Genomic DNA, 26,596 nt, shown 5'->3' with positions numbered 1-26,596 from the left:
TTCGAAGCGGCGCTAGGGTGCTTGGGAAGATACATAATAATGGGATTCAGCGAATGAGGAAAACTTTACTCGCCCTGCTGTTCCTCGCCGCTGGCGGCGCGGTCCAGGCCGATGTGCAACTGAGGGAGGGGCACCCGGACCGCTACGTGGTGGTCAAGGGTGATACCTTGTGGGACATCTCCGGGAAGTTCCTGCGCCAGCCGTGGAAATGGCCACAGATCTGGCACGCCAACCCGCAGATCGAGAACCCTCACCTGATCTATCCCGGTGACGTGCTCAGCCTGGTCTACGTCGACGGCCAGCCGCGGCTGATGCTCAGCCGGGGCGAATCGCGCGGCACCATCAAGCTGTCGCCGACGGTGCGTCGCACGCCGATGGCCGAGGCGATCCCCACCATTCCGCTGGAGGCGATCAACAGCTTCCTGCTCAACAACCGCATCGTCGACAAGGTGGAGGACTTCGAAGGTCGTCCCTACGTGGTCGCCGGCAACGCTGAGCGGGTAGTCAGCGGCGCCGGGGACCGCGTCTACGCGCGCGGCCTGCTGGAGCCGGGCGTGCAGGTCTACGGCATCTTCCGCCAGGGCCGCACCTACGTCGACCCGGACACCCAGGAATTCCTCGGCATCAACGCCGACGAGATCGGTTCCGGCGAGGTGGTCGCCGAGGAAGGCGACATCTCCACCCTGCTGCTCAGCCGCTCGACCCAGGAGGTGCGCCTCGGCGATCGTCTGTTCCCCACCGAGGAGCGGGCCATCAATTCCACCTTCATGCCCAGCGAGCCGAGCAGTGAGATCCAAGGCCTGATCCTCGACGTGCCGCGCGGGGTGACCCAGATCGGCCAGTTCGACGTGGTGACCATCAACAAGGGCAAGCGCGACGGCCTGGTGGAGGGCAACGTGCTGGCGGTCTACAAGACCGGCGAGACGGTACGCGACCGGGTCACCGGCGACGCGGTGAAGATTCCCGACGAGCGTGCTGGCCTGCTGATGGTGTTCCGCACCTACGACAAGCTCAGCTACGGTCTGGTGCTCAATGCCACCCGGCAGCTGGCGGTTCTCGACAAGGTCCGCAACCCCTGAGCTGAGTCCCCTCCGAGCCCCCGCCCAGGCGGGGGTTCTGCTTTTCGGCGATCAAGGATGATCCGCATGACCTCGAACCTCTCCCCTGCCGAGCTGGAAGCCCGGCTGCGCCTGCACAGTCTCCCCGAACTCGGTCCCGTCCGTCTGCGCCGGCTGATTGCCGCCTTCGGTGACGCTGCCGCCGCGCTCAGCGCTCCAGCCGGTGCCTGGCGCGCCCTGGGCCTGCCGGCGACCAGCTGCGAGGCGCGGCGCAGCGCCGAGACCCGCGAGCGGGCCGCCGCCACGCTGCGCTGGCTGGAAGCTGCCGACCAGTACCTCCTGATGTGGGACGACCCGGCTTACCCGGCGCTGCTCGCCGAGCTGCCGGACGCCCCGCCGCTGCTCTTCGTCGCCGGCGATCCGCAGGCGCTGGAACGCCCGCAGCTGGCCATCGTTGGTAGCCGACGGGCTTCGCGGCCTGGGCTGGACAACGCCCTGGCCTTCGCCCGCAGCCTGGCCGGCGGCGGTTTCGTGATCACCAGTGGCCTGGCGCTGGGCATCGACGGCGCAGCCCACCAGGGCGCCCTGGAGGCCGGCGGGACCACCGTGGCGGTACTCGGCACTGGCCTCGAACGGATCTACCCGGCCCGTCACGGCGAGCTGGCCCGGCAGATCCGCGAACGCGGCGGCGCGCTGGTCTCCGAGCTGCCGCTGGACTGCCCGCCCCAGGCCGCCAACTTCCCGCGCCGCAACCGGATCATCAGCGGCCTGTCCCTGGGCGTGCTGGTGGTCGAGGCCAGCCCGTCCAGCGGCTCGCTGATCACCGCCCGGCTGGCCATGGAGCAGGGCCGCGAGGTCTACGCCCTGCCCGGCTCCATCCATCACCCCGGGGCACGCGGCTGCCACCAGCTGATCCGCGAGGGCGCGACCCTGGTGGAGAGCGTCGAGCACATCCTCGAAGGCCTGCGCGGCTGGCAGCAGTTGGTCCCGGTGCCCGAGAACCTGGGGCCGTCCAGGCCGGCCGAGCATCCCCTGGTGGCCCTGCTGCACGCCGCGCCGGCCAGCAGCGAGGCCCTCGCCGAACGCAGCGGCTGGCCGCTGCCGGAGGTGCTGGCGGCACTCACCGAGCTGGAGCTGGACGGCCGGGTGGTCTGCGAAGGTGGCCTATGGCTGGCCAGGGCATAGGCACGGGCGGGGTGGCGGGCATTTGGGTACACTGCCGGCTTTCCTCTTCGGGAGTCTGGCGATGGTCGGCAGTTGGCGTGTTTGGCAGGTGGCGCGGGTGGTGCGGGACGGCGGGCTGATCGCCTATCCCACCGAGGCGGTCTGGGGCCTGGGCTGCGACCCCTGGGACGAGCTCGCGGTGCTGCGCCTGCTGGCGCTCAAGGAGCGGCCGATGGAGAAGGGACTGATCCTGGTGGCCGCCGATATCGAACAGTTCGACTTCCTTCTCGATGGCCTGCCCGAGGCCTGGCTGGAGCGCCTCGCCGCCAGCTGGCCGGGGCCGAACACCTGGCTGGTGCCGCATCAGGGGCTGCTGCCGGAATGGATCACCGGCGGCAGCGACAAGGTGGCCCTGCGGGTCAGCGACCATCCGCTGGTACGCGCGCTGTGCGCCGAGGTCGGCCCCCTGGTGTCCACCTCGGCGAACCCCAGCGGGCGCCCGGCGGCGCGCAGCCGGCTGCGCGTCGAGCAGTACTTCCACGGCCAGCTGGATGGGGTGCTCAACGGCCAGCTGGGCGGGCGCCGCAACCCCAGCCTGATCCGTGACCTGGTCAGCGGCGCGGTGATCCGCCCGGCCTGAGTCGGGCGGCAGGCTGCCTCAGGGCAGCAGGATGGTCGAGCCGGTGGTCTGCCGGCTGCTCAGGGCTTCCTGGGCCTTGGCGGCCTCGGCCAGCGAATAGCGGCGGCCGATCTCCACCTTGATCTGCCCGGAGAGGATCAGTCCGAACAGCTCGTCGGCCATCGCCTGCAGACGCTCGCGGGTATTGGCGTAGCCGAACAGGGTAGGCCGGGTGACGTACAGCGAGCCCTTCTGCGCCAGTACTGCCAGGTTGACTCCGGTGACCGGTCCGGAGGCGTTGCCGAAGCTGACCAGCAGGCCGCGCGGCGCCACGCAGTCCAGGGATATCTCCCAGGTATCCTTGCCCACCGAGTCGTAGACCACCGGGCACTTCTCGCCGTTGGTCAGCTCCAGCACCCGGGCCGGCACGTCCTCGCGGCTGTAGTCGATGGTCGCCCAGGCGCCGTTGGCCTCGGCCAGCGCGGCCTTCTGCGGCGAGGACACGGTGCCGATCAGCTTGACCCCCAGGGCTCGCGCCCACTGGCAGGCGAGCAGGCCGACCCCGCCGGCGGCGGCATGCCAGAGGATGGTCTGTCCGGGCTGGACCTGGTAGGTCTGGCGCAGCAGGTACTGCACGGTGAGGCCCTTGAGCATCACCGCGGCGGCCTGCTCGAAGTCGATGCCCTCCGGCAGCTTGACCAGGTGGCTGGCCGGCAGCACGTGCAGATCGCTGTAGGCGCCGAGCGGGCCGGTGGCATAGGCCACCCGGTCGCCCACGGCCAGCTCGGTGACCTCGCTGCCCACCGCCTCCACCTCGCCGGCGCCTTCGGTGCCCAGTCCGGAGGGCAGCGCGGGCGGCGCGTAGAGGCCGCTGCGGTAGTAGGTGTCGATGAAATTCAGGCCGATGGCCCGGTTGCGTACGCGGACCTCGTTGGGGCCGGGCTCGGCCGGCTGGTAGTCGAGGTATTCGAGGACCTCGGGGCCGCCGTGGCGGGAGAACTGGATACGCTTGGCCATGTGCTTTCCTCTTAGGCTGAACCTGACATCCAAGCCGGCCGCCTGATCGTCGTCAAGTCTCCCCGCCGGGGGACGATGGTATGCTTGCGCGCAATTTTAGACTTCCATCCCGATGGTGATCCCGTGACCCTACCCGTGGAGGCCGTGAAGGCCTATCTGCTCGACCTGCAAGATCGCATCTGCAACGCCCTGGAAGCCGAGGACGGCCGTGCCCGTTTCCGTGAGGAAAGCTGGCAGCGTCCCGCAGGCGGCGGTGGCCGCACCCGGGTGATCGCCGATGGCGCGCTGATCGAGAAGGGCGGGGTGAACTTTTCCCATGTGTTTGGCGACGGCCTGCCGCCTTCGGCCAGCGCCCATCGCCCGGAACTGGCCGGGCGCAGCTTCCAGGCCCTGGGGGTGTCCCTGGTGATCCACCCGGAGAACCCCCATGTGCCCACCTCTCACGCTAATGTGCGCTTCTTCATCGCCGAGAAGGAGGGCGAGGCACCGGTATGGTGGTTCGGCGGCGGCTTCGACCTGACCCCCTACTACGCCCACGAGGAGGACTGCGTGCACTGGCACAAGGTCGCCCGCGACGCCTGCGCGCCCTTCGGCGCCGACGTTTACCCACGCTACAAGGCCTGGTGCGACCGCTACTTCCACCTCAAGCACCGCGGCGAGCCGCGCGGCATCGGTGGGCTGTTCTTCGACGACCTGAACGAGTGGGACTTCGACACCTGCTTCGCCTTCCTGCGCGCGGTGGGTGACGCCTACCTGGAGGCCTACCTGCCGATCGTCCGCAAGCGCCGCCACACCCCGTTCACCGCGCAGCAGCGCGAGTTCCAGGCGTTCCGTCGCGGCCGCTACGTGGAGTTCAACCTGGTTTACGACCGCGGCACCCTGTTCGGCCTGCAGTCCGGCGGGCGCACCGAGTCGATCCTCATGTCCCTGCCGCCGGTGGTGCGCTGGGGCTACGACTGGAAGCCGCAGCCGGGCAGCGAGGAGGCACGGCTGACCGAGTACTTCCTCCAGGACCGCGACTGGCTGGCCGGCGTCTGACCTGGGTGGCGTCGCGCGCTCTCTACCGACTGAATCCCAAGGACTCTCCATGGATCGCTACGCCGTATTCGGCAACCCCATCGGCCACAGCAAATCGCCGCTGATTCACCGGATGTTCGCCGCGCAGACAGGCCAGCAGCTCAGCTACGAGGCCATACTGGCGCCGCTGGACGACTTCGCCGGGACCGCCCGGGCCTTCTTCCGCGAGGGGCTCGGTGCCAACGTCACCGTGCCGTTCAAGGAGGACGCCTACCGGCTCTGCGACGAGCTGACCGAGCGGGCCCGCCGCGCCGGCGCGGTGAATACCATCAGTCGCCTGGCCGACGGGCGCCTGCGTGGCGACAACACCGACGGCACCGGGTTGGTGCGCGACCTCAAGGTGAATGCCGGGATTCCCCTGGCCGGCCGGCGCATCCTGCTGCTCGGCGCCGGTGGCGCAGCCCGTGGGGTGCTTGAGCCGCTGCTCGCCGAGGCGCCGGCGCAGCTGCTGATCGCCAACCGCACCCTGGAGAAGGCCGAGGTGCTGGCACACCTGTTCGCCGACCTGGGCCCGGTGTCCGCCTGCAGCTTCGAGAGCCTGGCAGGCGAGATGGACCTGATCGTCAATGCCACCTCGGCGAGCCTGGCCGGCGAGCTGCCACCCCTGGCCCCGGAGCTGGTGCGCGCCGGGCATACCTGCTGCTACGACATGATGTACGGCAAGGAGCCTACCGCCTTCAACCGCTGGGCCGCCGGCCTGGGCGCCGCCCGGGTGGTGGACGGCCTGGGCATGCTGGTGGAGCAGGCCGCCGAGGCCTTCCTGGTCTGGCGCGGGGTGCGTCCGGATAGCGTCGCGGTGCTCGCCGAGCTGCGCCGCCAGCTGGGCTGACATGCCCCAGCTGCTGGTGGTCACCGCCCTCTGGGCGTTCTCCTTCAGCCTGATCGGCGAGTACCTGGCCGGGCAGGTGGACAGCGACTTCGCCGTGCTGGTGCGGGTGCTGATCGCCGCTCTGGTGTTCCTGCCCTTGACCCTCTGGCGCGGCCTGCCGCGGCCGCTGCTGGCCGGTTTCTGGCTGGCCGGGGCGCTGCAGTTCGGCATCACCTACCTGTGCCTGTACCGCAGCTTCCAGGTGCTGACGGTGCCGGAGGTGCTGCTGTTCACCGTGCTCACGCCGATCTACGTGACCCTGCTCGACGACGCCCTGGCGCGGCGCTTCAGCCCCTGGGCGCTGCTCGCCGCGCTGGTGGCGGTGAGCGGCGGGGTGATCATCCGTTTCGACCGCCTGGAGGGTGACTACCTGCTCGGCTTCGTTCTCCTGCAGATCGCCAACGCCACCTTCGCCGCCGGCCAGGTGCTGTGCCGGCGTCTGTTGCTGCGCTATCAGCCGCAGCAGCCGCTATACCGCTTCTTCGGTCACTTCTTCCTCGGCGCGCTGGTCCTGGCGCTGCCCTCCTTCCTGCTCTTCGGCAATTCGGACAGGCTGCCGCAGACCGGCGTGCAGTGGGGCGTGCTGCTGTGGATGGGGCTGTTCGCCACGGCCCTGGGGCTGTACTGGTGGGTCAAGGGCAGCACCCGGGTGGATGCCGGCACCCTGGCGATCATGAACGAGCTGCACGTTCCGGCCGGCCTGCTGGTCAACCTGCTGATCTGGAACCGCGACTTCGACCTGCCGCGCCTGGCAGCCGGCGCCGCGGTGATCCTCGCCGCCATGTGGCTGAATCAGCGCGGCCGCCAGCCGGTCGGCACGGCCTCTTAGCCGAGGACGTTGTCGAGGATGGCGTAGACCGCGCCGTTGCTGCGCTTCACCAGTACCAGGTCGCGGCCGACGCGCTGCCACTCGTAGCCGTGGTACTGCGGCAGGCCGCGTAGGGCATGGACGTCCAGACGCTTGCCGTAGCCCTTGGGCAGCGGCTTGCCGCGCTCGATGCGCAGCCCCGGCGGCAGCGCCGGGCCGTGGCCGATCTGCCCGCTCCGCTGGCGGAAGGCGTGGCGTAGCGCCGCCAGATCCCGGGGCGGGATCGGCTGATGCACGGCAGGCGGTGGGGTGTGCCCGGGCAACTGGCGGGCCAGCGCCTTGTGGGCCTGCCCGTGGTGCTGCGGCTGGGGCGGCTGGTGGGCCGGGGCGGCCAGCAGCAGGCTGCTGCTGCCGGCCAGGAACAGACCGAAGAGGACGGCGAGGGAACTGGCTGCTTTCATCGGGCGACTCCTTTTGAACGGTTCTGGCGCGCCCTGGGGTGGCGCGTCCTACAGTCTTAGTGAGCGCCGGCAGCGAATTTATCCTCGGTAAAGACGTCTTTACCCGGATCTTTACCTTGGGCTGCCGGTCGGCGAGGCTTCCCGTATACTGCGCGGGCCGGCAAGGAGTGCTTTGGCCCCCTTCTTCTACTCCAGAGCGGAAATCCCGACGTGAACATCCTTCGTTACCTGGCCAGCGCCGTGCTGGCGGCGGCGACTCTGATCGCCCAGGCCGCTACTCCGGTCCAGGAGCTCGCCTCCGGCAGCGCTCTGCTGGTGGATCTCGACAACGACCAGATCCTCTACTCCAGCAATCCCGACCTGCAGGTGCCGATCGCCTCGGTGACCAAGCTGATGACCGCCATGGTGGTGCTTGACGCCAAGCAGCCGCTGGACGAGCAGCTGTCTGTGGTGATCCGCGACGTGCCGGAGATGCGCGGGGTCTATTCGCGGGTCCGGCTGGGCAGCGAGATCAGCCGCCGCGAAATGCTCCTGCTGACTCTGATGTCCTCGGAGAACCGTGCCGCCGCCAGCCTGGCCCACCACTACCCGGGCGGCGTGCCGGTCTTCGTCGCGGCGATGAACGCCAAGGCCCGCGCCTTGGGCATGAGCCACACCCACTACCAGGAACCCACCGGGCTGTCCGAGGCCAACGTCTCCACTGCCAGCGACCTGGTCAAGCTGCTCAAGGCCACCCGCGACTACCCACTGATCGGCCAGTTCAGCACCACCTCGGAAAAGACCGTGAGCTTCCGCAAGCCGGCCTACAGCCTGGGCTTCCGCAACACCAACAACCTGGTGCGCAAGCCGGACTGGAGCATCCAGATCAGCAAGACCGGCTTCACCAACAAGGCCGGCCACTGCCTGGTGATGCGCACCCAGATGGCCGGTCGCTCGGTGGCCTTTGTGGTCCTCGATGCCTTCGGCAAGTACACCCACATGGCCGATGCGGTACGCCTCAAGCGCTGGCTGGAAACCGGTCGGGTCACCCCGGTGGCCCCGGCGGCGCTGGCCTACAAGCAGCAGCGCCAGGCCGAGCGGGCCCGCCTGGCCCAGGCCTCCAGCCGCTGACGGCATGGCCTTCTACCCTCCCCGCCGGCCCGGCTCTTGCCGGGCCGTCGTCCTTTCAGAGGAACCAGCGGTACTCGCGGGCGCTGATTTCGCTCATGAAATCCAGATGGTCGTGGCGCTTGTTCTCGCAGTAGACGAAGACGAACTCGCTGCCCAGCTTGTCGCGCACCACCGGATGATGCTCCATGGCCGCCACTGCGCCGAGCATGTCCTTGGGAAAGTCGATGCCGCTGGAACGGTCCTGGTTGAGCGGGGCTATGGGCTCCAGACGCTTGTCCAGGCCGTGCTCAATGCCGCTCAGGATGGCTGCCAGGACCAGGTAGGGGTTGGCGTCGGCGCCGGCCAGGCGGTGCTCGATGCGCAGGTTGCGGGCGTCCGACTCGGGGATGCGTAGGCACGCGTCGCGGTCCTCGAAGCCCCAGCTGGCGCGGCTCGCCGCGTTGACCATGGCGCCGTAGCGGCGGAAGGCGTTGTGATTGGCGGCGAAGATCGGCATGCAGTGCGGCAGCAGCTCCAGACAGCCGGCCACCGCATGGCGCAGCGGACGCTGCCCGTCGGCGGCGAGCAGGTTGTTGCCGTCGCGGTCGTAGAGACTGACGTGCACGTGCATGCCGCTGCCCGGGGCGTTCAGGTAGGGCTTGCTCATGAAGCTGGCCCGATAGCCGTGCTTCAGGGCCACGCCACGGGTGCTGCGGCAGAACAGCGCGGCCCAGTCGGCGGCCTGCAGGCCGTCGGCGCTGTGCCCGAAGTTGATCTCGAACTGCCCGGGGCCCAACTCGGCGGTGATCACGTTGGCATCCACGTCCTGCTCGCGGGCCGCCTCGACGATTTCGTGGAGCACGCCGGAGAAGCGCGACAGGCGCTCGATGTGCATGTTCGGCTGGTCGTCCTCGTCGCCGGTCAGCGGGTCGCGGGGGAACTGCGGCAGGCCGTCCTTGAGGGCGCGGTCGAACAGGTAGAACTCCAGCTCGAAGGCCACCACCGGGCGGATGCCGCGGGCTTCCAGGCGCTCGAGTACCCGGGCCAGCACCTCGCGGGGCTCGAATTCGATGGGCGACTCGGTGCCGTCGGAGCTGATCAGCATCTGGCCAAGGGGCTGCGCTTCCCAGCGCACCGGCTTGAGGGTGCCGGGAATCAGGCGCCGTGGGGCATCCGGGTCGCCGTCATGGAAGCAGTAGTCGCCGATCGGGTGCAGGCCACCCTGGGCGCCGAGCAGCACGCAGTTCTGCGGCAGCTTCAAGGGGGCGCCGGCGGCCACCTTCTCGAGCATCTCCACCGGGTAGCGCTTGCCGTAGAAGTGCCCGGGGATGTCCAGGCTGATCAGGTCGACGTAGCGCACCTCGGGATGCCCGGCGCGGAAAGCGCGGACTTCGCTGAGCAGGTCGGGATGGCTGGTTGTCATTGTCAATGGGATCCTTGCGATGCGATGGCCGGGGGCCTCAGGTGAAGACCCAGAGCACTCTGGCGGGCTTGTCGGTGCGGTTGGCGTAGCGGAACTTGGCGTGCGGCGGCAGCTGGAAGGCGTCGCCGGGGCCGAGGGTGACCGGCTCGGCGTCCTCGCCGTGCCAGATGGTCAGCTCGCCCTCGAGGACGTAGCCGCCTTGCTCCGAGCTGTCGTCGAGGTGCCCGGTGCCGCTGGTGGCGCCGGGTTCGAGGTGGCTTTCCAGCATGGAGAAGCCGCCGGACATGGTCGGCGAGACCAGCACGTCGGTGATGCCGCCGGCGTAGTACAGCGTGCGCCGCTCGCCGGGGCGGGTCACCCAGCGCAGCTCGCGCGGCCGGCCGGGGTTGTAGAAGTAGGTGGTCGGCACGCCGAGCGCTTCGCTGATCGCGGTGAGGTCGGCGACGGTGGGGCGCGACAGGCCGCGCTCGACCTGGGAGAGGAAGCCCACCGAGCGGTCGATGCGTGCGGCCAGCTCGCCGAGGGTGACGTTCTTGTGCTTGCGCAGGTCGCGGATCAGGATCGCCAGACCTTCGATTTCTTCCTGCTGGTTCATCGGGGTTCCTGTGTTGCTCGTTGGGGCCGTGTGGCGGTGGAAAACGCTTCGCGGTTTTCCACCCTACAGGCGCATTCGTATCAGAGGCTGTCGCGCAGCCGGTACCAGGCCTTGCCGATCGCCTCCATCGGGGCGCGCAGCAGGTCGCCGCCGGGGAAGCGCGGGTTGTCCAGGCCCTGGTAGAGCTCCAGCAGGCGGTCGTCGCCGAGGATGGCGTCGGCGACAGCCCGCGCGGCGGCCAGGGTGGGCAGCACGCCGTGGCCGGAGAAGCCCTGCAGCCAGTATTTCTGGCCACTGCGCCCGACGTCCGGAGTACGCCGCAGGGTGCAGTCGATGTGCCCACCCCAGCCGTACTCGATGCGCACCCCGCGCAGCTGCGGGAAGACCCGCTCCAGGTTGGGGCGCATGGCGGCGGCGAAGTCCCTGGGCAGGCCGCCCAGGTAGGTGCAGCCGCCACCGAACAGCAGGCGGTTGTCTGACGACAGGCGGAAGTAGTCGGGAACGAACTGGTTGTCGATCACGCAGCTGTTGCGCGGCAGCAGCGCTCGGGCCTGCTCCGGGTCCAGCGGCTCGGTGGCCACGATGAACGAGCCCACCGGCAGCAGGCGGGCCGACAGCGCGCGGTCGAGGCGGTCGATATAGGCATTGCAGGCCAGCACCAGGACGTCGCCCTGCACCTCGCCTTTCTCGGTGCGCACCCGATAGCCGTCGCCGCTTTGCCGCCATTCCAGCGCACGGCTCTGCTCATAGATGCGCCCGCCGGCGCGCTCGATGGCCTCGGCCAGACCCAGAGCCAGCTTCAGCGGGTTGAGGTGGGCGCCCTCGGGATCGTAGAGGGCAGCCTGGTAGCGCGGGCTGGCGATCCATTCCGGCAGCTCGTCCTTGCCGATCAGGCGCAGCTCGCAGTCCCACTTGCGGGCGGCTTCCTCCTGGGCTTCCTCGAGCAGCCGCACCCGGCGCGGCAGCACCGCGGTCCACAGGCTGCCGACCCGGTAGTCGACGTCGAAGCCATGCCGCTGCGGCAGCTCGCGCAGCTCGGCGGTGGCCCAGCGCATGCTCTCCCAGAGTTCCCGGGCGCGTTCGTAGCCGAGGGCCTTCTCCAGGGGCGGCAGGTCGCAGGACCAGCCGGGCAGGGCCTGGCCGCCGTTGCGTCCGGAAGCTGCCCAGGCCACCCGACTGGCCTCGATCAGCACCACCCGCTTGCCGGCCAGAGCCAGGCGCAGCCCGGTATGCAGGCCGCTGAAGCCAGCACCGACGATCACCACGTCGCAGTCTTCATGGCCTTGCAGGGTGGGGCGCAGCGGGATGGCGGCGGGAAAGGTGCCGGCGTAGTAGCTGGCGACATGCTGGGCGGATTGCTTGAACATGGCGGCCTCATGAAATTCTGTTTATTTAATTTCATGAAAAAATACACGATAAAATTCATGAGGCCAAGCTTGGGGAGGAGATTGTCGTTTGGGGAGGTGGGTTGGGAGTTTGTGGGTGGGGGGCGGAAAGGCTGTACTTGCTTGACGTTCGGTCCCTCACCCCAACCCTCTCCCAGGGGGAGAGGGGGCTGTCCGAGGTGTCGGTGGGCACAGTGACATAACCGCAACTCCGATCTGCCCCCTCTCCCATTTATGGGAGAGGGCTGGGGTGAGGGGCGGTGTTTCGTTCCCCCTTTACTTGGCCCGCAAATGCTCACTCAGGTAATCGAGAAAACAGGCGATCCGCGAAGCCAGCGCGGTGTTGCGGTAGTACACCGCGTGGATCGGCTGGCGCACTTCGACGCGGTGTTCGGCCAGCACCTCGACCAGGTCGCCGCGCTCGCGGTCGGCGTCGGTCATGAAGTCCGACAGGCAGGCCAGCCCCTCGCCGGCCAATGCCAGCAGGCGCACGGTGTCGCCGCTGGAGGCGCGGATCGACGGGGCGATGCGCCAGCGCTCGCCGAGGGCGTGGCGCAATGGCCAGTCGTTGAGGCTGTCCGGCTGGGTGAAGCCGATCAGGCTGTGCCCGGCCAGCTCCTCCACAGTGCGCGGTGTGCCGTGGCGCTCCAGGTAGGCCGGGCTGGCCAGCACGCGCCGGCGGCTGTGGCACAGCGGTCGCGCGTGCAGGGTGGAGTCGCCGAGCGGACCGATGCGGATGGCCACGTCGGTGCGTTGTTCCAGCAGGTCGATGATCTGGTCGCTGCTGTGCAGTTCCAGTTCGATCTCCGGGTAGCGGGCGCGGAAGCCGCCGATCAGCGGCACGATCACATGCAGCATGAACGGCGAGGCGGTGTTGACCCGCAGGCGCCCGGCCGGCTTCTGGCGGCGCACGCGCATCTGCTCCTCGGCGTCTTCGACGCTGGCGAGGATGCGCCGTGCCTGGACGAGAAATGCCTCACCCTCCTCGGTCAGCTCCAGGCGCCGGGTGGTGCGGCGCAGCAGGGTGACTTCCAGCTTGTCCTCCAGGCGGGCGAGCGCCCGGCTGACGCCCGAGGCGGTCTGGCCCAGGTGTTCGGCGGCGGCGCTGATCGAGCCGCTGTCGACCACCGTGGTGAAGGCCTGGAGTTCGTCGAGGGTGGTTTTCATCGGGCCGGGCTCTGGTGGGGGCTTTGAGTGCGTTTTATTGGGTCCCCGCGTTCGCGGGGATGACGTGAACGAAACACCGTTGCCCGACTGTCATCCCCGCGAACGCGGGGATCCAAAAACAGCCGCTCCTGACAAAAGCGATTCGTGATCAGCGGGCAAGTATTTCCAGTCTAGGATCGATTTTTCCGCATGAGTCTGGCGTGGAGGAGACGGGTCATCAAGCTCATTCGAGACCGGTTGCAACGCACTTCTACGTTTCGATCACCAGGCTGCTGCGCTCGTCCTCCAGCTTGCGCAGTTCCCGCTCCACCTGTGGCCGGGCGCGGCGCAGCACCAGGCTGCGGCCTTCGCCGCCGAGGCGCCGGGCTTCATCGTGCAGCATGCTCACCCCGGCGTAGTCGATGAAGTTCACGTGGTGGGCGTCCAGCACCAGGCGTCCGGCGCGGCTGCGCTGGATCAGCCGTTGCAGGTAGGGGCAGGCGCCGAAGAAGATCGAGCCTTCGATGCGCAGCACCTCGTCGTCGCCCTCCTTCGCCTGCAGCACCCGTGGCCGCGAGGTGCGCTTGAGGTAGAAGAACAGCGACGCCAGCACTCCGGCGTAGATGGCCGTCTGCAACTCCAGCAGCAGGGTGGCGGCGCAGGTCAGCGCCATCACCGCGAATTCCGCCCGGCTGACCCGCCAGAGTTGGCGGATGCCGCGCCTATCCAGCAGCCCCCAGCAGATCAGCAGGATGCTCGCCGCCATGGCCGGCAGCGGGATATGGGCGATCAGGCGTGCGCCGAGCAGGGCGAAGAGCGCCACCCAGAGCGCCGAGAACACCCCGGCCAGGGGCGAGCGGGCGCCGGCCTGGAGGTTCAGCGCGGAGCGGGTGAAGGAGCCCGCCGAGAGGTAGCCGGAGAACCAGGCGCCGACCATGTTGGACAGGCCCTGGCCACGGGTTTCCCGGTTGGCGTCCAGCACCTGCCCGGACTGGCTGGCCAGGGCGCGGGCAATGGACAGGCTGGTGACCAGCCCGAGCAGGCCGCAGGCCACGGCCGAGGGCAGCAGGCGCAGGATGGTCTCGGCATCGAAGCGGATCGCGGCCAGTGGCGGCAGGCTGCCGCTGAACGGCGTCACCAGCTCGACGCCGGCGAAGACGTCGGGCAGCGCCGCCACCAGCAGGCTGCCGGCGGCGATGCCGATCAGCAGCGCCGGCAGGCGCGGCCACAGGGCTCGTATCAGGACGGACAGGCCAAGGGTCAGGACCGCCACCAGCAGCGAAGGCCAGTGCACTTCGCGCACGTGTTCGATCAGTTGCAGCATGGTCTGCCAGGCGGTGGCGCGGCCTTCTAGGTTGGCCAGGCCCAGCAGGTTGGGCACCTGGCCGAGGGCGATCACCAGCGCCGCGCCGAGGGTGAAGCCGAGCACCACCGACTGCGAGACGAAGTTGGCGAGGACGCCGAAGCGCAGCACCCCCAGCAGCCACTGGAAGGCGCCGGCGATGAAGGTCAGCAGCAGCACCAGGCCGATGTAGTCCTGGCTGCCGGGCAGGGCCAGCGGGCTGACGCTGGCGAACAGCACCACCGAGATGGCCGCCGTGGGCCCGCAGATCAGGTGCAGCGACGAGCCCCAGAGGCAGGCGACGATCACCGGAACCACCGCCGCGTAGAGCCCGTATTCCGCCGGCAGCCCGGCGATCAGCGCATAGGCGATGGATTGCGGCAGGGCGAGGATGGCGCCGGTCAGCCCCACCAGTGCGTCGCGGCCGAGAGTGCGCGGGCGGGTGGAGGGCAGCCAGTGGAGGAAGGGGAAGAGGTTGGGGAGGTTCATTGGGCTGGTTGTGTGGTGGTGTAGGGCGGGGGAAATGGTTGAAGTCCGCCCCTCACCCCAGCCCTCTCCCGGAGGGAGAGGGAGTCTACGGAACCGGACTTCGACTCCTGAGCTCGAACACAACTCCGGCCAGTCCCCTCTCCCTCAGGAGCGGGGCGCGCAGCCAGGGTTAGGGTGAGGGAGCGTACGAGCGAGCAGCTCCATGGTTGGGATTCGCCCCAATAACACTCCCTTGGCCTCAGAGCTTCGCCTTCACCGCCGCCGCCCCATCCCCACCATCCCGGGTGGTTACGCCTTCCAGCCAGCCGTCGATCGCCGTCGGGTTGTTCTTGAGCCAGTCCTTCACGGCCGCGTCGGTGCTGGCGCTGCCGTTGAGCACCTGGTCCATGATGGCGTTCTCCATCTCCTGGGTGAAGCGCAGGTTGGTCAGCAGCCTGGCCACGTTCGGGCACTGCTCGGCGTAGCCCTTGCGCGCCAGGGTGTTCACGCTGCCGCTTTCGCCGAAGTACTTCTCGCCGCCCTTGAGGTAGGCCATGTCGAACTGCACGTTCATCGGGTGCGGGGTCCAGCCGAGGAAGACCACGAACTGGTCGCGCTTCACCGCCCGGCCCACCTGCACCAGCATCGCCTGTTCGCTGGACTCCACCAGCGTCCAGCCGCCGAGGCCGAACTCGTTGCCGGCGATCATCTGGCGGATCGATTCGTTGGCCGGCGCGCCGGAGCCGATGCCGTAGATCTTGCGATCGAACTTGTCGGCGAACCTTTCCAGGTCGGCGAAGGTTTTCACGCCGGCGTCATGGACGTAGCGCGGCACGGCCAGGGTGTACTCGGTGCCGCTGAGGTTCTGGGTCAGCTTGTCGACGCTGCCGGCGGCGACGAACTTGTCGTAGTTGCTCTGCTGGGCCGGCATCCAGTTGCCGAGGAAGGCGTCGATCTGCCCCTTGTGCAGGCCGGCGAAGATGATCGGCACCGCCAGGGTCGGGGTTTCGGCGCGGTAGCCCAGGCCGTCCAGCAGGAAGCGCGCGATGCCATTGGTCACGGCGATGTCGCTCCAGCCCGGGTCGCCCAGTTTCACGGTGGCGCAGCGGGTGTCCTCGGCCTGGGCGTTGAACGCCAGGCCGGCCAGGAGCATGGCGCCAGCGAGCACTGCATTGATCGTCTTCATGCCTTGGTTCCTCGCAGAGTGGGTCAGGGTCGGGGGAAGCGCGCCCGGCGCTCCAGGTCGTCCAGGTCGATGTGATTGCGCATGTACTGCTGGCTGGCGTCCACGAAGGGCTGGTGGTCCCAGCTCTTCAGTTTGCCGTGTCGCAGGGCGTCGGCGACGAAGCGGCGGCGGCGCTGGCTGGCCAGGGTCGCCTGGTGGATGGCCGGGATGTCCCAGCGCGTGCGGGCCTCCGCCAGGAAGGCGTCCAGCAGCGCCCGATGGTCGGCGGAACCGGCCAGGTTTTCCAGCTCCTGCGGGTCGTTGGCCAGGTCGAAGAGCAGGCAGGGGTCTGCTTCCGAGTAGATGAACTTGTAGGGGCCGCGGCGGATCATCATCAGCGGGCTGGTGGTGCCTTCGGCCATGTATTCACCCAGCACGCCGTCGTGCCCGCCTTCACCCCGCAGGTGTGGCAACAGCGAGCGGCCATCCAGCGGCAGGTTGCGTTCCAGCGAGCCGCCGGCCAGTTCCACCAGGGTGGGCAGCAGGTCGACGGTGGATACCGACTGGCTCACCCGGTGCGCCTGGAAGCGCCCGGGGGCGTGGACCAGCAGCGGCACGCGGGCGGCCATCTCGAACCAGTGCATCTTGTACCAGAGGCCACGCTCGCCAAGCATGTCGCCGTGGTCGCCGGAGAACACGACGATGGTGTCCTGGTCCAGGCCGCAGTCGGCCAGGGTCTTGAGCAGGCGGCCGACCTGTTCGTCGACGTAGCTGCAGGCCCCGTAGTAGGCGCGTCGCGCATCGCGGATCTTCTGCTCGGGCAGCGGTTTGCCCCAGAGGTCGATGACCTTGAGCAGGCGCTGGCTGTGCGGGTCCTGCTCGGCATCGGCGATATGCACGCGGGGCAGCTCGATGTCTTCCTCGCGGTACAGGTTCCAGTATTCCTCGGGGATGGTGTAGGGGTCGTGGGGATGGGTCAGCGACACGGTCAGGCAGAACGGCTGGCCGCTGTCTTCGCGCACGTGGTCGTAGAGGTACTGGCGGGCCTTGAACACCACCTCCTCGTCGAAATCCAGTTGGTTGGTGCGCACGCAGGGTCCGGCCTGCAGCACCGAGGACATGTTGTGGTACCAGCTCGGGCGCACGTCCGGCTCGTCCCAGTTCACCGCCCAGCCATAGTCGGCCGGGTAGATGTCGCTGGTCAGGCGCTCCTCGTAGCCGTGCAACTGGTCCGGGCCGCAGAAGTGCATCTTGCCCGACAGCGCCGTGCGGTAGCCGAGGCGGCGCAGGTAATGGGCATAGGTGGGCACGTCGGCGGGAAAGTCGGCGGCGTTGTCGTAGGCCCCGATCTTCGACGGCAGTTGCCCGCTCACCAGAGTGAAGCGCGAGGGCGCGCAGAGCGGGCTGTTGCAGTAGGCCGAATCGAATACCACGCCCTCGGCGGCGAGCCGCGACAGGTGCGGCACCTTGATTGGCGAGGGCGCGTAGAAGGGCAGCAGCGGCGCGGCCATCTGGTCGGCCATGATGAAGAGGATGTTGGGGCGTTTCATCGTTCGCTTATCCATACTGTCGAATTATGCGAAAGTGCTGGCAGCGATGATTGCGCCGGCAGCCTGCCCGGTAAACCGCACGACGGAACATGACTCGGATAAGCAAACGTTATGGCAGAACCGCAGCCTGAACTTTCCCTGGACCTGCTGCGGGTGTTCGAATCCGCCGCCCGCCACCTGAGCTTCACCGCCGCCGCGGTGGAGTTGGGCACCACCCAGCCGGCGGTGAGCCAGCAGATCCAGCGCCTGGAGAAGCAACTGGCGACCCGGCTGTTCGACCGCGTCTACCGTGGCATCGAACTGACCGACAGCGGCCGCCTGTTGTTCGGCCACGTGCAGGAGGGCCTGCAATCCATCAGCGCCGGCCTGGAGGCCATCGGCTCGCAGCCGCAGCACGAGGTGCTGCAGGTGGCCACCGACTTCGCCTTCGCCGCCTACTGGCTGATGCCGCGCCTGCACCGCTTCCACGAGGCGCACCCGGACATCGACGTCAGCATCGTCACCAGCGATCGCACCATGGGCATGCTGCGTCCGGACGTGGACATCGCCATCGCCTTTGGCGACGGCCGCTTCAAGCGCGGCGAGGCCCTGCTGCTGTTCCGCGAGGAGGTCTTCCCGATCTGCAGCCCGCGCCTGCTGGCCGGGCGCGCCGGCCCGTTGCCGGTGGCCGCCCTGGCGGAGCTGCCGCTGCTGCACCTCAAGCCCGAGGTACGCACCCGCTGGTTCGACTGGAACGCGCTGTTCCGCGCGCTGGGGATCGTGCAGCCACCGGGCCCGGGTACGCTGCGCTTCGACAACTACACCCTGCTGATCCAGGCGGCCATCGCCGGCCAGGGCGTGGCCATCGGCTGGCGCTACCTGGTGGACGACCTGCTCGACCAGGGTCTGCTGGTACCCTTGCTGGACGGCAGCGTCAGCTCGGATTTCGGCTATTACCTGGTACAGCCGGAGCGCAAGCGTCGCGCGCGGCTGATGAAATGCTTCGTCGACTGGCTGCAACAGGAACTGGGCGACGAGGCCCGCCAGGCCCAGCTCATCAAGCATCGGGAAGGAATCGCCATATGAACCTGACTCCCACTCCCCGGATCAAGGGCTTCCACGCCCACGTCTACTTCGATGCGGAAACCATCGACCAGGCCCGCGAACTCTGCGAGGAAGCGGCCCGGCGCTTTCCGCTGAAGATGGGCCGCGTTCACGAAAAGCCCGTGGGCCCGCACCCCGACTGGAGTTGCCAACTGGCCTTCAAGCCGGAGCTGTTCGGCGAACTGATTCCCTGGCTGGCGCTGCACCGCAATGGCCTGACGGTGCTGGTGCACCCGATCACCGGCAGCGACCTGCGCGACCACCGCGACTACCCCATGTGGATGGGCGCGATGCGGCCGCTGGATCTGTCCTGCCTGTCGGATGGGGCGGTGGAGTATGACGTGTAGGGGGTAGCGGGGGTGGGTGCTGGTTGTTGGGTCCGCCCCTCACCCCAGCCCTCTCCCGGAGGGAGAGGGAGCTACTCCGTGGTGTCGGTCAGGTATCGTGCTGTGCCAAATCTTCCCGGCTGCTCGGAAGCAAAGCCCGAACGCCAAACTACCAAACCACACCGAACAGTCCCCTCTCCCCCTGGGAGAGGGTTAGGGTGAGGGAACGCGGCTGCGCCCAGTCCCCGACTTACCCCCGAACGACAGTCCGGGTGGGCTGAAGCCCACCCTTTCCTGCTTCAGCGGCCGCCGGCGATATCGACCAGTGCGCCGGTGGTGTACGAGGCCTTGTCATCGAGCAGCCAGAGGATCGCTTCGGCGACTTCCTCGGCGCGGCCGGCACGGCCCAGCGGGGTGGTCCTGCCGAGGCGCTCGGCACGATCCGGCTGGCCGCCGCTGGCGTGGATCTCGGTGTCGATCAGCCCCGGGCGCACGGCGTTGACGCGGATCCCCTCGCCGCCCAGTTCTTTGGCCAGGCCGCGGGTCAGCACGTCCAGGGCGCCCTTGGCGCCGGCGTAGTCGACGTACTCGAAGGCGGCGCCCAGGCTGGCGGCGATCGAGGAGACCAGGACCATGGCCCCGCCCTGCCCGCCGCGGCTTTTGGCCATGCGCCGGGCACCCTCGCGGGCGGTCAGGTAGCTGCCCAGCACGTTGATCCGGAAGATGCGTTCCAGGCGCTCGGCGGACATGTCCATGAGCGGCAGCGGCGGCGCCACTATGCCGGCATTGACCACCACGCCGCGTAGCGGGCCGAGGGCGGCCGCCGCATCGAACAGGCGCAGCACCTCGGCCTCGACGCTGACGTCGCCCTGCAAGGCGAGAGCCTGGCCGCCGGCCTGGACGATCTGCGCGACCACGGCGTCGGCCGCGGCCCGCTCACGGTGGTAGTTGACCGCCACCGCCCAGCCGCGTTCGGCGGCCAGCAGGGCGGTGGCGCGGCCGATGCCGCGACTGGCACCGGTGATCAGCAGGATTCGGCTCATGGGCCAGGCTCCAGGTCTGGGGAGCACCGGCCCGGAGCCGGTGCGGGGTTCAGTTGCGAATGTTGTAGATCAGCTTCTCGGAGTCCTCGGCGTAGGCGCGCAGACGGGCCAGGTAGGCCTTCTGGTGTTCCCACACCTTGCTGGCCATGGCGTCCGCCGCGGCGCTGGCCTCGACCACTTCGGCGGCCACCTCGCGCAGGCGGGCGAGCACCTCGTCGGGCAGTCGGCGCACCTCGACGCCTTCGCTGCGGAGCTTCTCCATGGCCTCCATGTTGCGGGCACTGTAGTCGTCGAGCATGTCGCCGTTGACGTCGCGGGCGGCGCTGCGGACGATCGCCTTGAGGTCGTCGGGCAGGCTGTCCCAGGCCTTTCGGTGGACGATCAGCTCGAAAGTCACGTTGGGCTCCTGCCAGCCGGGAATGTAGTAGTACTTGGCGGCCTTGTGCAGGCCAAGGGCCAGGTCGTTGTAGGGGCCGATCCATTCGGTGGCGTCGATGGCGCCGGTCTGCAGGGCGGTGAAGATCTCCCCGGCCGGCAGGTTGACCACGGTGCCGCCCATTTTGGTCAGCACCTCGCCGCCGAGGCCCGGGGTGCGCATCTTCAGGCCGCGGAAGTCGTCCACAGAGTTGATTTCCTTGTTGAACCAGCCTGCGGTCTGCACGCCGGTGGCGCCACAGGCGAAGGGCACCACGTTGTAGGGCTGGTAGGCTTCCTCCCAGAGCTGCATGCCGCCGCCGTAGTGCAGCCAGGCGTTCATCTCCTGGGCGTTGGGGCCGAACGGCAGGGCACAGAAGAACTGCGCGGCTGGCACCTTGCCCTTCCAGTAATAGGGTGCGCCATGGCCCATCTCCACGGTGCCGCGCGACACCGCGTCGAATACCTCCAGGGCCGGTACCAGCTCGCCGGCGGCATACACCTTGACCTGTAGGCGCCCGGCGCTCATCTCGTTGACCAGCCTGGCGAAGCGTTCGGCGCCGACGCCGACGCCGGGGAAGTTCTTCGGCCAGGAGGTGACCATCTTCCAGCTGAAGGTCTGGGCCTTGGAGGCTTCGTCCTGGCCAGCGCCGGTGGCGGTCGGCTGCTGCTCGTCCTTGCAGCCTACCAGGGTGGCGGCAGCCAGCCCGGCGCCGGCCGCGGCGAGGATGTCTCGACGTTTCATACGGCTCTCCTTGTTGTTGTTGTGTCCGATCGGAATGCGTCAGAGGCGGGTGACTTAGATTTGCTCAGTCAAGGTTAGTCGCTACAACTAAAGGTGTTGGCCGATCGTCGGCCAAGGGGGTGCCGGTTCGTACGACCGGCGACCTGACCATATGCACAACAAGAAGGAGCTGCCCCATGTCGGACTCCCCTACCGTGCTGCTGACGGTGAGCCGAGCCATCGATGCGCTGAACGCCTGGCTGGGGCGCGGCTGCGCCTGGCTCACCCTGTTCATGGTCGCCGCCACCACCGTGGTGGTGCTGCTGCGCTACGGCTTCGGCATCGGCGCCATCGCTCTCCAGGAGGCGGTGATGTACGCCCACGCCCTGGTGTTCATGGGCGCCGCGGCCTGGGCTTTGCAGCGCAACGCCCACGTGCGGGTGGACATCTTCTACCAGCGCTTCGGGCGCCGCCGGCAGGCGCTGGTGGACCTGCTCGGCACCCTGCTGTTCCTCCTTCCGGTGTGCCTGTTTCTCGGCTGGAGCAGTTGGGACTACGTGGCCTCCTCCTGGGCAACCCGCGAGGTCTCCGGGGAGAGCGGCGGGCTGAAGTTCGTCTACCTGCAGAAGAGCATCATCCTGGTGCTGGTGGTCAGCCTGTGCCTGCAGGGCCTTTCGGAACTGATCAAGGCTGGCCTGCTGCTGGCCGGGCGGCTACAGGAGGTGGAGCATGGCTGAGCTGATGGCCCTGCTGCTGTTCGTCTGCATCTGCCTGGCGCTGATGGCCGGCTACCCGGTGGCCTTCACCTTGGGCGGCATGTCTCTGCTGTTCGCCGGCCTCGGCATCCTCACCGGCAGCTTCGAGGCCGGCTACCTGAGCGCCCTGCCCAACCGGCTGTTCGGCATCATGAACAACCAGACCATGCTGGCCGTGCCGCTGTTCGTGTTCATGGGGGTGATGCTGGAGAAGTCGAAGATCGCCGAGGACCTGCTGGAGTCCATGTCGCGGCTGTTCGGTCGGCTGCGTGGCGGGCTGGTGATCTCGGTGTGCGTGGTCGGTGCGCTGCTCGCGGCAAGCACCGGGATCGTCGGCGCCACCGTGGTGACCATGGGCCTGCTGGCCCTGCCGAGTCTGCTGCGGCGCGGCTACGACCCGGCGATCGCCACCGGCACCCTGGCGGCTACCGGCACCCTCGGACAGATCATCCCGCCGTCCATCGTGCTGGTGCTGCTCGGCGACGTGATGTCCACCGCCTACCAGCAGGCACAGCTGAAGATGGGCATCTTCTCGCCGAAGACGGTGTCGGTGGGCGACCTGTTCATCGGCGCGCTGCTGCCCGGGCTGATGCTGGTCGGCCTGTACATCCTCTATCTGGTGGCGATCACCTTCCTGCACCCGGAGAAGATGCCGGCGGTCCCCAGGGAGGAACTGGGGCGGGTGGACTGGGGCAAGCTGCTCGGCACCCTGGTGCCGCCGCTGGCGCTGATCGTCTCGGTGCTCGGCTCCATTCTGCTCGGCTACGCCACGCCCACCGAGGCGGCGGCCATCGGGGCGGTGGGCGCCACCCTGCTGGCGCTGTTCAAGGGCCAGTTGACGTTCGGCCAGCTTCGCGGCGTGGTCCATGACACCACCAGCATCACCTGCATGGTGTTCCTGATCCTGGTCGGCGCCTCGCTGTTCTCCCTGGTGTTCCGCGGCTTCGGTGGCGAGCAGGTGATCGAGGACGTGTTCCGCGCCCTGCCCGGCGGGGCGCTCGGCGCCTTCTTCGTGGTGATGCTGGTGATCTTCCTGCTTGGCTTCATCCTCGACTTCATCGAGATCATCTTCGTGGTGGTGCCGATGGTCGGGCCAGTGCTGCTGGCCATGGGGCTGGACCCGGTGTGGCTGGGGGTGATGCTGGCCCTCAACCTGCAGACCTCCTTCCTCACCCCGCCGTTCGGTTTCTCGCTGTTCTACCTGCGCGGGGTGACACCCAGCAGCGTGGCCACCACCACCATCTACCGCGGGGTGATCCCGTTCATCGGCCTGCAGATCCTCATGCTGGTGATCGCCTACTTCTGGCCGGAGCTGATCACCTGGCTGCCCACGCGGTTCTACGGCTGAGGCTCAGTCGGGGCGTTCCTCGGCCATCATCACCCGGTTGCGGCCCTGCGCCTTGGCCTGGTAGAGGGCCATGTCGGCGCGCAGCAGGGCCTGTTCGAGGGGCAGGTCGTATTCCCGCTCGCCGAGGGTGGCCACGCCGATGCTCACGGTGATGCGCAGCGTCCCGCCATCGGCCAGCGGGAACTGCAGACGCTCCACCGTGGCGCGCAGTCGCTCGGCGATGTGCAGCGCCTCGACGCGGTTGGCGCCGGGCAGCACCACGGCGAACTCCTCGCCGCCCAGGCGGCCGAACAGCTCGCCCTGGCGCAGCTGCTGGCGCAGTTCCGCGGCGAAGGTGCGCAGCACCTGGTCGCCCATGGCATGGCCGTGGGTGTCGTTGATCGCCTTGAAGTGGTCGATGTCGATCATCAGCAGGGACAGCGGCGAGGATCCCGGCTGCTGGCGGCGACGCTCCAGCAGCGCGCTGGTCTGCTGGGCCAGCGCGTTGCGCATCAGGGCGCCGGTCAGGGTGTCGTGGTTGGCGCGGTGCTCCAGGCGCTCCAGCAGCTGGCGGTTGATGGTGGTGGCCACGGCGACCACCAGAGGGCCCATCACCAGCATGGAGATGCCCAGCCGCGCGGACATCAGCGCGCTGTCGTCGATGCTGTGCTGCGCGACGCCGTAGAAGGTCAGACTGCCGGCTACCCCGACGATCTCCACCAGGCCGGTGAGCATGGTCAGCACCGCCAGGGTGAACAGCCGGTATCTCAGTGCGCACCAGAGCAGCGCCGGCACCGGGAAGGCCAGGGCGCCGGGGCCGCCGATGACCAGGCCGGCGGCCAGGGATGCCAGCAGGGCGAGCAGCGGCAGCGCCCTGAGCAGTCTGAGCTCGTGCAGGTTCGGCCTGTGCCAGCTGCGCGGCGCGGTGAGCAGGGCCGGGAGGATCAGCAGGCAGGTGGAGAACTGTTCGGTGAACCAGGACAGCCAGGTGGTCTGCAGGGTGCCGTCGAACCAGCGCGCGCCGTCCATGGTGCAGGCCAGGCTGGCGGCCACCGCGGCGCCGGCGGCGCAGGCAAGGAGCAGGTGGAGGAGCGCCAGCGGGTGCTCCAGGCGTGGCTGGCCCGGCAGGTGCACCATCAGGTACCAGGCGGTAAGCAGCAGGCCCATGTTGCAGGCGTTCAGCCACAGCGCGGTAAGCAGGTCGTTGCCGGTCAGCAGGTCGGCGGCCACCATGCCCAGATAGATCGCCAGCCAGCCCGGCGGCGTGGCCAGGCTGGCCTGGCGCAGCAGCAGGCCGAGGAGGATGGCGTTGATCGGCCAGAACAGCGACAGCGACTCGATGGGCCGGGTCAGGGTGCCGAGCAGGGTCAGCCCCAGGGTAAGGACGAACAGCCCGGCAAGCGGGAGAATCGAAGGTGGATGAAAGAGCTTCCTTGCGGCCATGGGATGTCCTGCCAGGCAATAGACCGGAGCGCAGAATCCGGCCGATGGCAATCACCAGGCAAACTGCACTGTGTTCCCAGATTCCGCAAGGCGCGGGGGAATGTCAATCGGGTCATGGCCATCTGCCAGGCGATCGGCACCGGATCGCCGCAGATGGCCTCCGGAACGGGGCGCCCGGGATTTCCGCGGCGGCCCGTCTAGCTCAGGCTTTTCGCGCCGAGTGCACGCCGTCGGCGAGCTGCCGACAGAGGCCCAGCACGCCATCCACCGCCTGGGCAGGGTTGGCCGCCCCGGCGATCTGCTCGACCAGCGCCGAGCCGACCACCACGCCGTCGGCCAGGCGGGCGACGCTGGCGGCGTGTTCCGGAGTGCGGATGCCGAAGCCGATGGCCACTGGCAGATCGGTGTGCCGGCGCAGGCGTGCCACGGCCTGTTCGACGTGCTCCAGGGTGGCTGCGTTGGCGCCGGTGACCCCGGCCACCGAGACGTAGTAGACGAAGCCCGAGCTGCCTTCCAGAACCACCGGCAGGCGCGCGTCGTCGGTGGTCGGCGTGGTCAGGCGGATGAAGTCCAGCCCGGCGGCCTGGGCCGGCAGGCAGAGGTCCTCGTTGTGCTCCGGCGGCAGGTCGACGACGATCAGCCCGTCCACTCCGGCGGCCTTGGCATCGGCGACGAAGCGCGCCACGCCGTACTTGTGGATGGGGTTGAAGTAGCCCATCAGGACCAGCGGAGTGCTGTCGTTGCTGGCGCGGAACTCGCGGACCATCTGGAGGGTTTTCGCCAGGGTCTGCTTGTTGGCCAGGGCGCGGATGTTGGCCAGTTGGATCGCCGGGCCGTCAGCCATCGGGTCGGTGAACGGCATGCCCAGCTCGATCACGTCGGCGCCGGCTTCCGGCAGGCCCTTGAGGATCGCCAGGGAGGTGGCGTAGTCGGGGTCGCCGGCGGTCACGAAGGTCACCAGGGCGGCGCGGTTCTGCTCCCTGAGTTCGGCGAAGCGGGTGTGCAGGCGGCTCATGCCTGGGCCTCCTTCTGTTGCATGTGGTGCATGACGGTCTGCATGTCCTTGTCGCCGCGGCCGGACAGGTTGATCACCATCAGGTGGTCCTTGGGCAGCTTGGGCGCGCGTTTGAAGGCCTCGGCCAGGGCGTGGGACGATTCCAGGGCCGGGATGATGCCTTCCAGGCGGCAGCAGGTGTGGAAGGCCTCCAGCGCCTCCTGGTCGGTGATGGCGGTGTACTCGACACGGCCGATGTCGTGCAGCCAGGCGTGCTCCGGGCCGATGCCGGGATAGTCGAGGCCGGCGGAGATGGAGTGCGCGTCGAGGATCTGGCCATCCTCGTCCTGCAGTAGGAAGGTGCGGTTGCCGTGCAGCACGCCGGGTACGCCGCCGTTCAGGCTGGCCGCGTGCTTGCCGGTGTCGATGCCGTGGCCGGCGGCCTCGACGCCGACGATCTGCACGCTGGCGTCGTCGAGGAAGGGGTGGAACAGGCCCATGGCGTTGGAGCCGCCGCCGATGCAGGCGACCAGGGAGTCGGGCAGGCGCCCCTCGCGCTCCAGCAACTGCTCGCGGGTTTCCTTGCCGATCACCGCCTGGAAGTCGCGGACCATCGCCGGGTAGGGGTGCGGGCCGGCCACGGTGCCGATCAGGTAGAAGGTGGTGTCGACGTTGGTCACCCAGTCGCGCAGCGCCTCGTTCATGGCGTCCTTGAGGGTGCCGGTGCCGGCGGTGACCGGGATCACCTCGGCGCCCAGCAGCTTCATGCGGAACACGTTGGCCTGCTGGCGATCGATGTCGGTGCTGCCCATGTAGACCACGCACTGCATGCCGAAGCGCGCCGCCACGGTGGCGGTGGCCACGCCGTGCATGCCGGCGCCGGTCTCGGCGATGATGCGCTTCTTGCCCATGCGTCTGGCCAGGAGGATCTGGCCGATGCAGTTGTTGATCTTGTGCGCGCCGGTGTGGTTCAGCTCCTCGCGCTTGAGGTAGAGCTTGGCGCCGCCGAAGTGCTCGGTGAGGCGCTCGGCGTAGTACAGCGGGCTGGGCCGGCCGACGTAGTCACGCTGGAAGTAGGCCAGCTCCTTCTGGAATTCCGGGTCGGCCTTGGCCTTCTCGTATTCGCGGGCCAGCTCGTGGATCAGCGGCATCAGCGTCTCGGCGACGTACTGGCCGCCGAAGCTGCCGAACAGGCCCTTGGCGTCGGGGCCGTTGCGCAATGTGGTCATGATGGGCTCCTGCGTCTGAGCTC

General features: G+C 68.6%; 25 protein-coding genes. 11 read left to right on the top strand and 14 right to left on the bottom strand.

Going from position 1 to position 26,596, the window contains the following annotated elements:
- Positions 1-53 precede the first annotated feature (53 nt).
- From H165_RS0110875 to tsaC, 3 genes are all read left to right on the top strand, one after another.
- Positions 54-1,079 (top strand): LysM peptidoglycan-binding domain-containing protein, encoded by a 1,026-nt coding sequence (locus H165_RS0110875; protein ID WP_017938969.1) that lies wholly within the window; start codon positions 54-56, stop codon positions 1,077-1,079.
- 66 nt (positions 1,080-1,145) lie between these two features.
- The gene (gene dprA, locus H165_RS0110870) at positions 1,146-2,243 is read left to right on the top strand and encodes a DNA-processing protein DprA (RefSeq protein WP_017938968.1); all 1,098 of its coding nucleotides are present in this window, start codon (positions 1,146-1,148) and stop codon (positions 2,241-2,243) included.
- A gap of 61 nt (positions 2,244-2,304) precedes the next feature.
- Complete coding sequence (tsaC, locus tag H165_RS0110865; protein WP_017938967.1) at positions 2,305-2,862, top strand: L-threonylcarbamoyladenylate synthase type 1 TsaC; 558 nt, start codon at positions 2,305-2,307, stop codon at positions 2,860-2,862.
- Between the two features lie 18 nt (positions 2,863-2,880).
- Here tsaC and H165_RS0110860 read toward each other — a convergent pair whose 3' ends face one another.
- On the bottom strand, positions 2,881-3,858 hold the full coding sequence (locus H165_RS0110860) for an NADPH:quinone reductase (protein ID WP_017938966.1): 978 nt from the start codon (positions 3,856-3,858) through the stop codon (positions 2,881-2,883).
- A 123-nt stretch (positions 3,859-3,981) separates the two neighbouring features.
- On the opposite strand from H165_RS0110860, the gene hemF reads away from it, so the two are divergent.
- The 3 genes from hemF to H165_RS0110845 are packed head-to-tail and all read left to right on the top strand — an operon-like array spanning position 3,982 to position 6,632.
- Positions 3,982-4,896 carry an oxygen-dependent coproporphyrinogen oxidase gene (gene hemF / locus H165_RS0110855; RefSeq protein WP_026146547.1) on the top strand — a complete coding sequence of 305 codons (915 nt, stop codon included), beginning with the start codon at positions 3,982-3,984 and terminating at the stop codon, positions 4,894-4,896.
- Positions 4,897-4,945: 49 nt separating this feature from the next.
- A complete protein-coding gene (gene aroE / locus H165_RS0110850; RefSeq protein ID WP_017938964.1) occupies positions 4,946-5,764 on the top strand; it encodes a shikimate dehydrogenase in 819 nt (272 codons plus the stop codon).
- Between the two features lies 1 nt (position 5,765).
- Complete coding sequence (locus H165_RS0110845) at positions 5,766-6,632, top strand: carboxylate/amino acid/amine transporter (RefSeq protein WP_017938963.1); 867 nt, start codon at positions 5,766-5,768, stop codon at positions 6,630-6,632.
- On the opposite strand, the gene H165_RS0110840 is transcribed toward H165_RS0110845, so the two are convergent.
- Positions 6,629-7,072 (bottom strand): RcnB family protein, encoded by a 444-nt coding sequence (locus H165_RS0110840; protein ID WP_017938962.1) that lies wholly within the window; start codon positions 7,070-7,072, stop codon positions 6,629-6,631. The two genes, H165_RS0110845 and H165_RS0110840, sit on opposite strands and share 4 nt — an antisense overlap.
- Positions 7,073-7,282: 210 nt before the next feature.
- Between H165_RS0110840 and pbpG the strand changes: the two genes are divergently transcribed.
- Positions 7,283-8,182 carry a D-alanyl-D-alanine endopeptidase gene (pbpG, locus tag H165_RS0110835; RefSeq protein ID WP_017938961.1) on the top strand — a complete coding sequence of 300 codons (900 nt, stop codon included), beginning with the start codon at positions 7,283-7,285 and terminating at the stop codon, positions 8,180-8,182.
- 55 nt (positions 8,183-8,237) lie between these two features.
- Here pbpG and H165_RS0110830 read toward each other — a convergent pair whose 3' ends face one another.
- The 7 genes from H165_RS0110830 to betC all read right to left on the bottom strand — a co-directional run bounded on the left by H165_RS0110830 (position 8,238) and on the right by betC (position 17,235).
- Positions 8,238-9,584, bottom strand: a complete 1,347-nt coding sequence (locus H165_RS0110830; RefSeq protein WP_017938960.1) for a glutamine synthetase family protein — start codon at positions 9,582-9,584, stop codon at positions 8,238-8,240.
- Positions 9,585-9,621: 37 nt separating this feature from the next.
- Positions 9,622-10,179, bottom strand: coding sequence for a helix-turn-helix domain-containing protein (locus tag H165_RS0110825; protein WP_017938959.1), 558 nt, complete (start codon positions 10,177-10,179; stop codon positions 9,622-9,624).
- A gap of 80 nt (positions 10,180-10,259) precedes the next feature.
- Positions 10,260-11,546 carry an NAD(P)/FAD-dependent oxidoreductase gene (locus tag H165_RS0110820; protein WP_017938958.1) on the bottom strand — a complete coding sequence of 429 codons (1,287 nt, stop codon included), beginning with the start codon at positions 11,544-11,546 and terminating at the stop codon, positions 10,260-10,262.
- Between the two features lie 294 nt (positions 11,547-11,840).
- Complete coding sequence (locus tag H165_RS0110815) at positions 11,841-12,731, bottom strand: LysR family transcriptional regulator (protein WP_017938957.1); 891 nt, start codon at positions 12,729-12,731, stop codon at positions 11,841-11,843.
- 250 nt (positions 12,732-12,981) lie between these two features.
- Positions 12,982-14,541, bottom strand: a complete 1,560-nt coding sequence (locus tag H165_RS0110810) for a SulP family inorganic anion transporter (protein WP_017938956.1) — start codon at positions 14,539-14,541, stop codon at positions 12,982-12,984.
- Between the two features lie 238 nt (positions 14,542-14,779).
- Positions 14,780-15,706 carry a choline ABC transporter substrate-binding protein gene (choX, locus tag H165_RS0110805; protein ID WP_017938955.1) on the bottom strand — a complete coding sequence of 309 codons (927 nt, stop codon included), beginning with the start codon at positions 15,704-15,706 and terminating at the stop codon, positions 14,780-14,782.
- Between the two features lie 23 nt (positions 15,707-15,729).
- Positions 15,730-17,235, bottom strand: coding sequence for a choline-sulfatase (betC, locus tag H165_RS0110800; RefSeq protein ID WP_017938954.1), 1,506 nt, complete (start codon positions 17,233-17,235; stop codon positions 15,730-15,732).
- 111 nt (positions 17,236-17,346) lie between these two features.
- Here betC and H165_RS0110795 point away from each other — a divergent pair, with 111 nt between their 5' ends.
- Both H165_RS0110795 and H165_RS0110790 read left to right on the top strand, forming a co-directional pair.
- On the top strand, positions 17,347-18,300 hold the full coding sequence (locus H165_RS0110795) for a choline sulfate utilization transcriptional regulator (RefSeq protein ID WP_017938953.1): 954 nt from the start codon (positions 17,347-17,349) through the stop codon (positions 18,298-18,300).
- Positions 18,297-18,665, top strand: a complete 369-nt coding sequence (locus H165_RS0110790) for a DOPA 4,5-dioxygenase family protein (RefSeq protein WP_017938952.1) — start codon at positions 18,297-18,299, stop codon at positions 18,663-18,665. The genes H165_RS0110795 and H165_RS0110790 overlap by 4 nt, the downstream gene beginning before the upstream one ends.
- Positions 18,666-18,943: 278 nt before the next feature.
- Here H165_RS0110790 and H165_RS0110785 read toward each other — a convergent pair whose 3' ends face one another.
- Positions 18,944-19,687, bottom strand: a complete 744-nt coding sequence (locus tag H165_RS0110785) for an SDR family oxidoreductase (RefSeq protein ID WP_017938951.1) — start codon at positions 19,685-19,687, stop codon at positions 18,944-18,946.
- A 49-nt stretch (positions 19,688-19,736) separates the two neighbouring features.
- Entirely contained in the window at positions 19,737-20,846 is a 1,110-nt protein-coding gene (locus H165_RS0110780) for a TRAP transporter substrate-binding protein (RefSeq protein WP_017938950.1), read from the bottom strand.
- Positions 20,847-21,022: 176 nt separating this feature from the next.
- Between H165_RS0110780 and H165_RS0110775 the strand changes: the two genes are divergently transcribed.
- Positions 21,023-21,562 (top strand): TRAP transporter small permease subunit, encoded by a 540-nt coding sequence (locus tag H165_RS0110775; protein WP_017938949.1) that lies wholly within the window; start codon positions 21,023-21,025, stop codon positions 21,560-21,562.
- Positions 21,555-22,928, top strand: coding sequence for a TRAP transporter large permease (locus H165_RS0110770; RefSeq protein WP_017938948.1), 1,374 nt, complete (start codon positions 21,555-21,557; stop codon positions 22,926-22,928). The genes H165_RS0110775 and H165_RS0110770 overlap by 8 nt, the downstream gene beginning before the upstream one ends.
- 3 nt (positions 22,929-22,931) lie before the next feature.
- Here the strand turns inward: H165_RS0110770 and H165_RS0110765 are convergent, their stop codons facing one another.
- The 3 genes from H165_RS0110765 to trpB all read right to left on the bottom strand — a co-directional run bounded on the left by H165_RS0110765 (position 22,932) and on the right by trpB (position 26,573).
- Entirely contained in the window at positions 22,932-24,350 is a 1,419-nt protein-coding gene (locus tag H165_RS0110765; protein WP_017938947.1) for a GGDEF domain-containing protein, read from the bottom strand.
- A gap of 202 nt (positions 24,351-24,552) precedes the next feature.
- A complete protein-coding gene (trpA, locus tag H165_RS0110760) occupies positions 24,553-25,365 on the bottom strand; it encodes a tryptophan synthase subunit alpha (protein WP_017938946.1) in 813 nt (270 codons plus the stop codon).
- The gene (gene trpB, locus H165_RS0110755; protein ID WP_017938945.1) at positions 25,362-26,573 is read right to left on the bottom strand and encodes a tryptophan synthase subunit beta; all 1,212 of its coding nucleotides are present in this window, start codon (positions 26,571-26,573) and stop codon (positions 25,362-25,364) included. The genes trpA and trpB overlap by 4 nt, the downstream gene beginning before the upstream one ends.
- Positions 26,574-26,596: the final 23 nt, after the last annotated feature.

It is taken from the genome of Pseudomonas thermotolerans DSM 14292 (genome assembly GCF_000364625.1).
GTDB lineage: Bacteria > Pseudomonadota > Gammaproteobacteria > Pseudomonadales > Pseudomonadaceae > Aquipseudomonas > Aquipseudomonas thermotolerans.
Note: the sequence above shows the minus strand (reverse complement) of the source record. Positions and strands in the feature narration are given on the sequence as shown.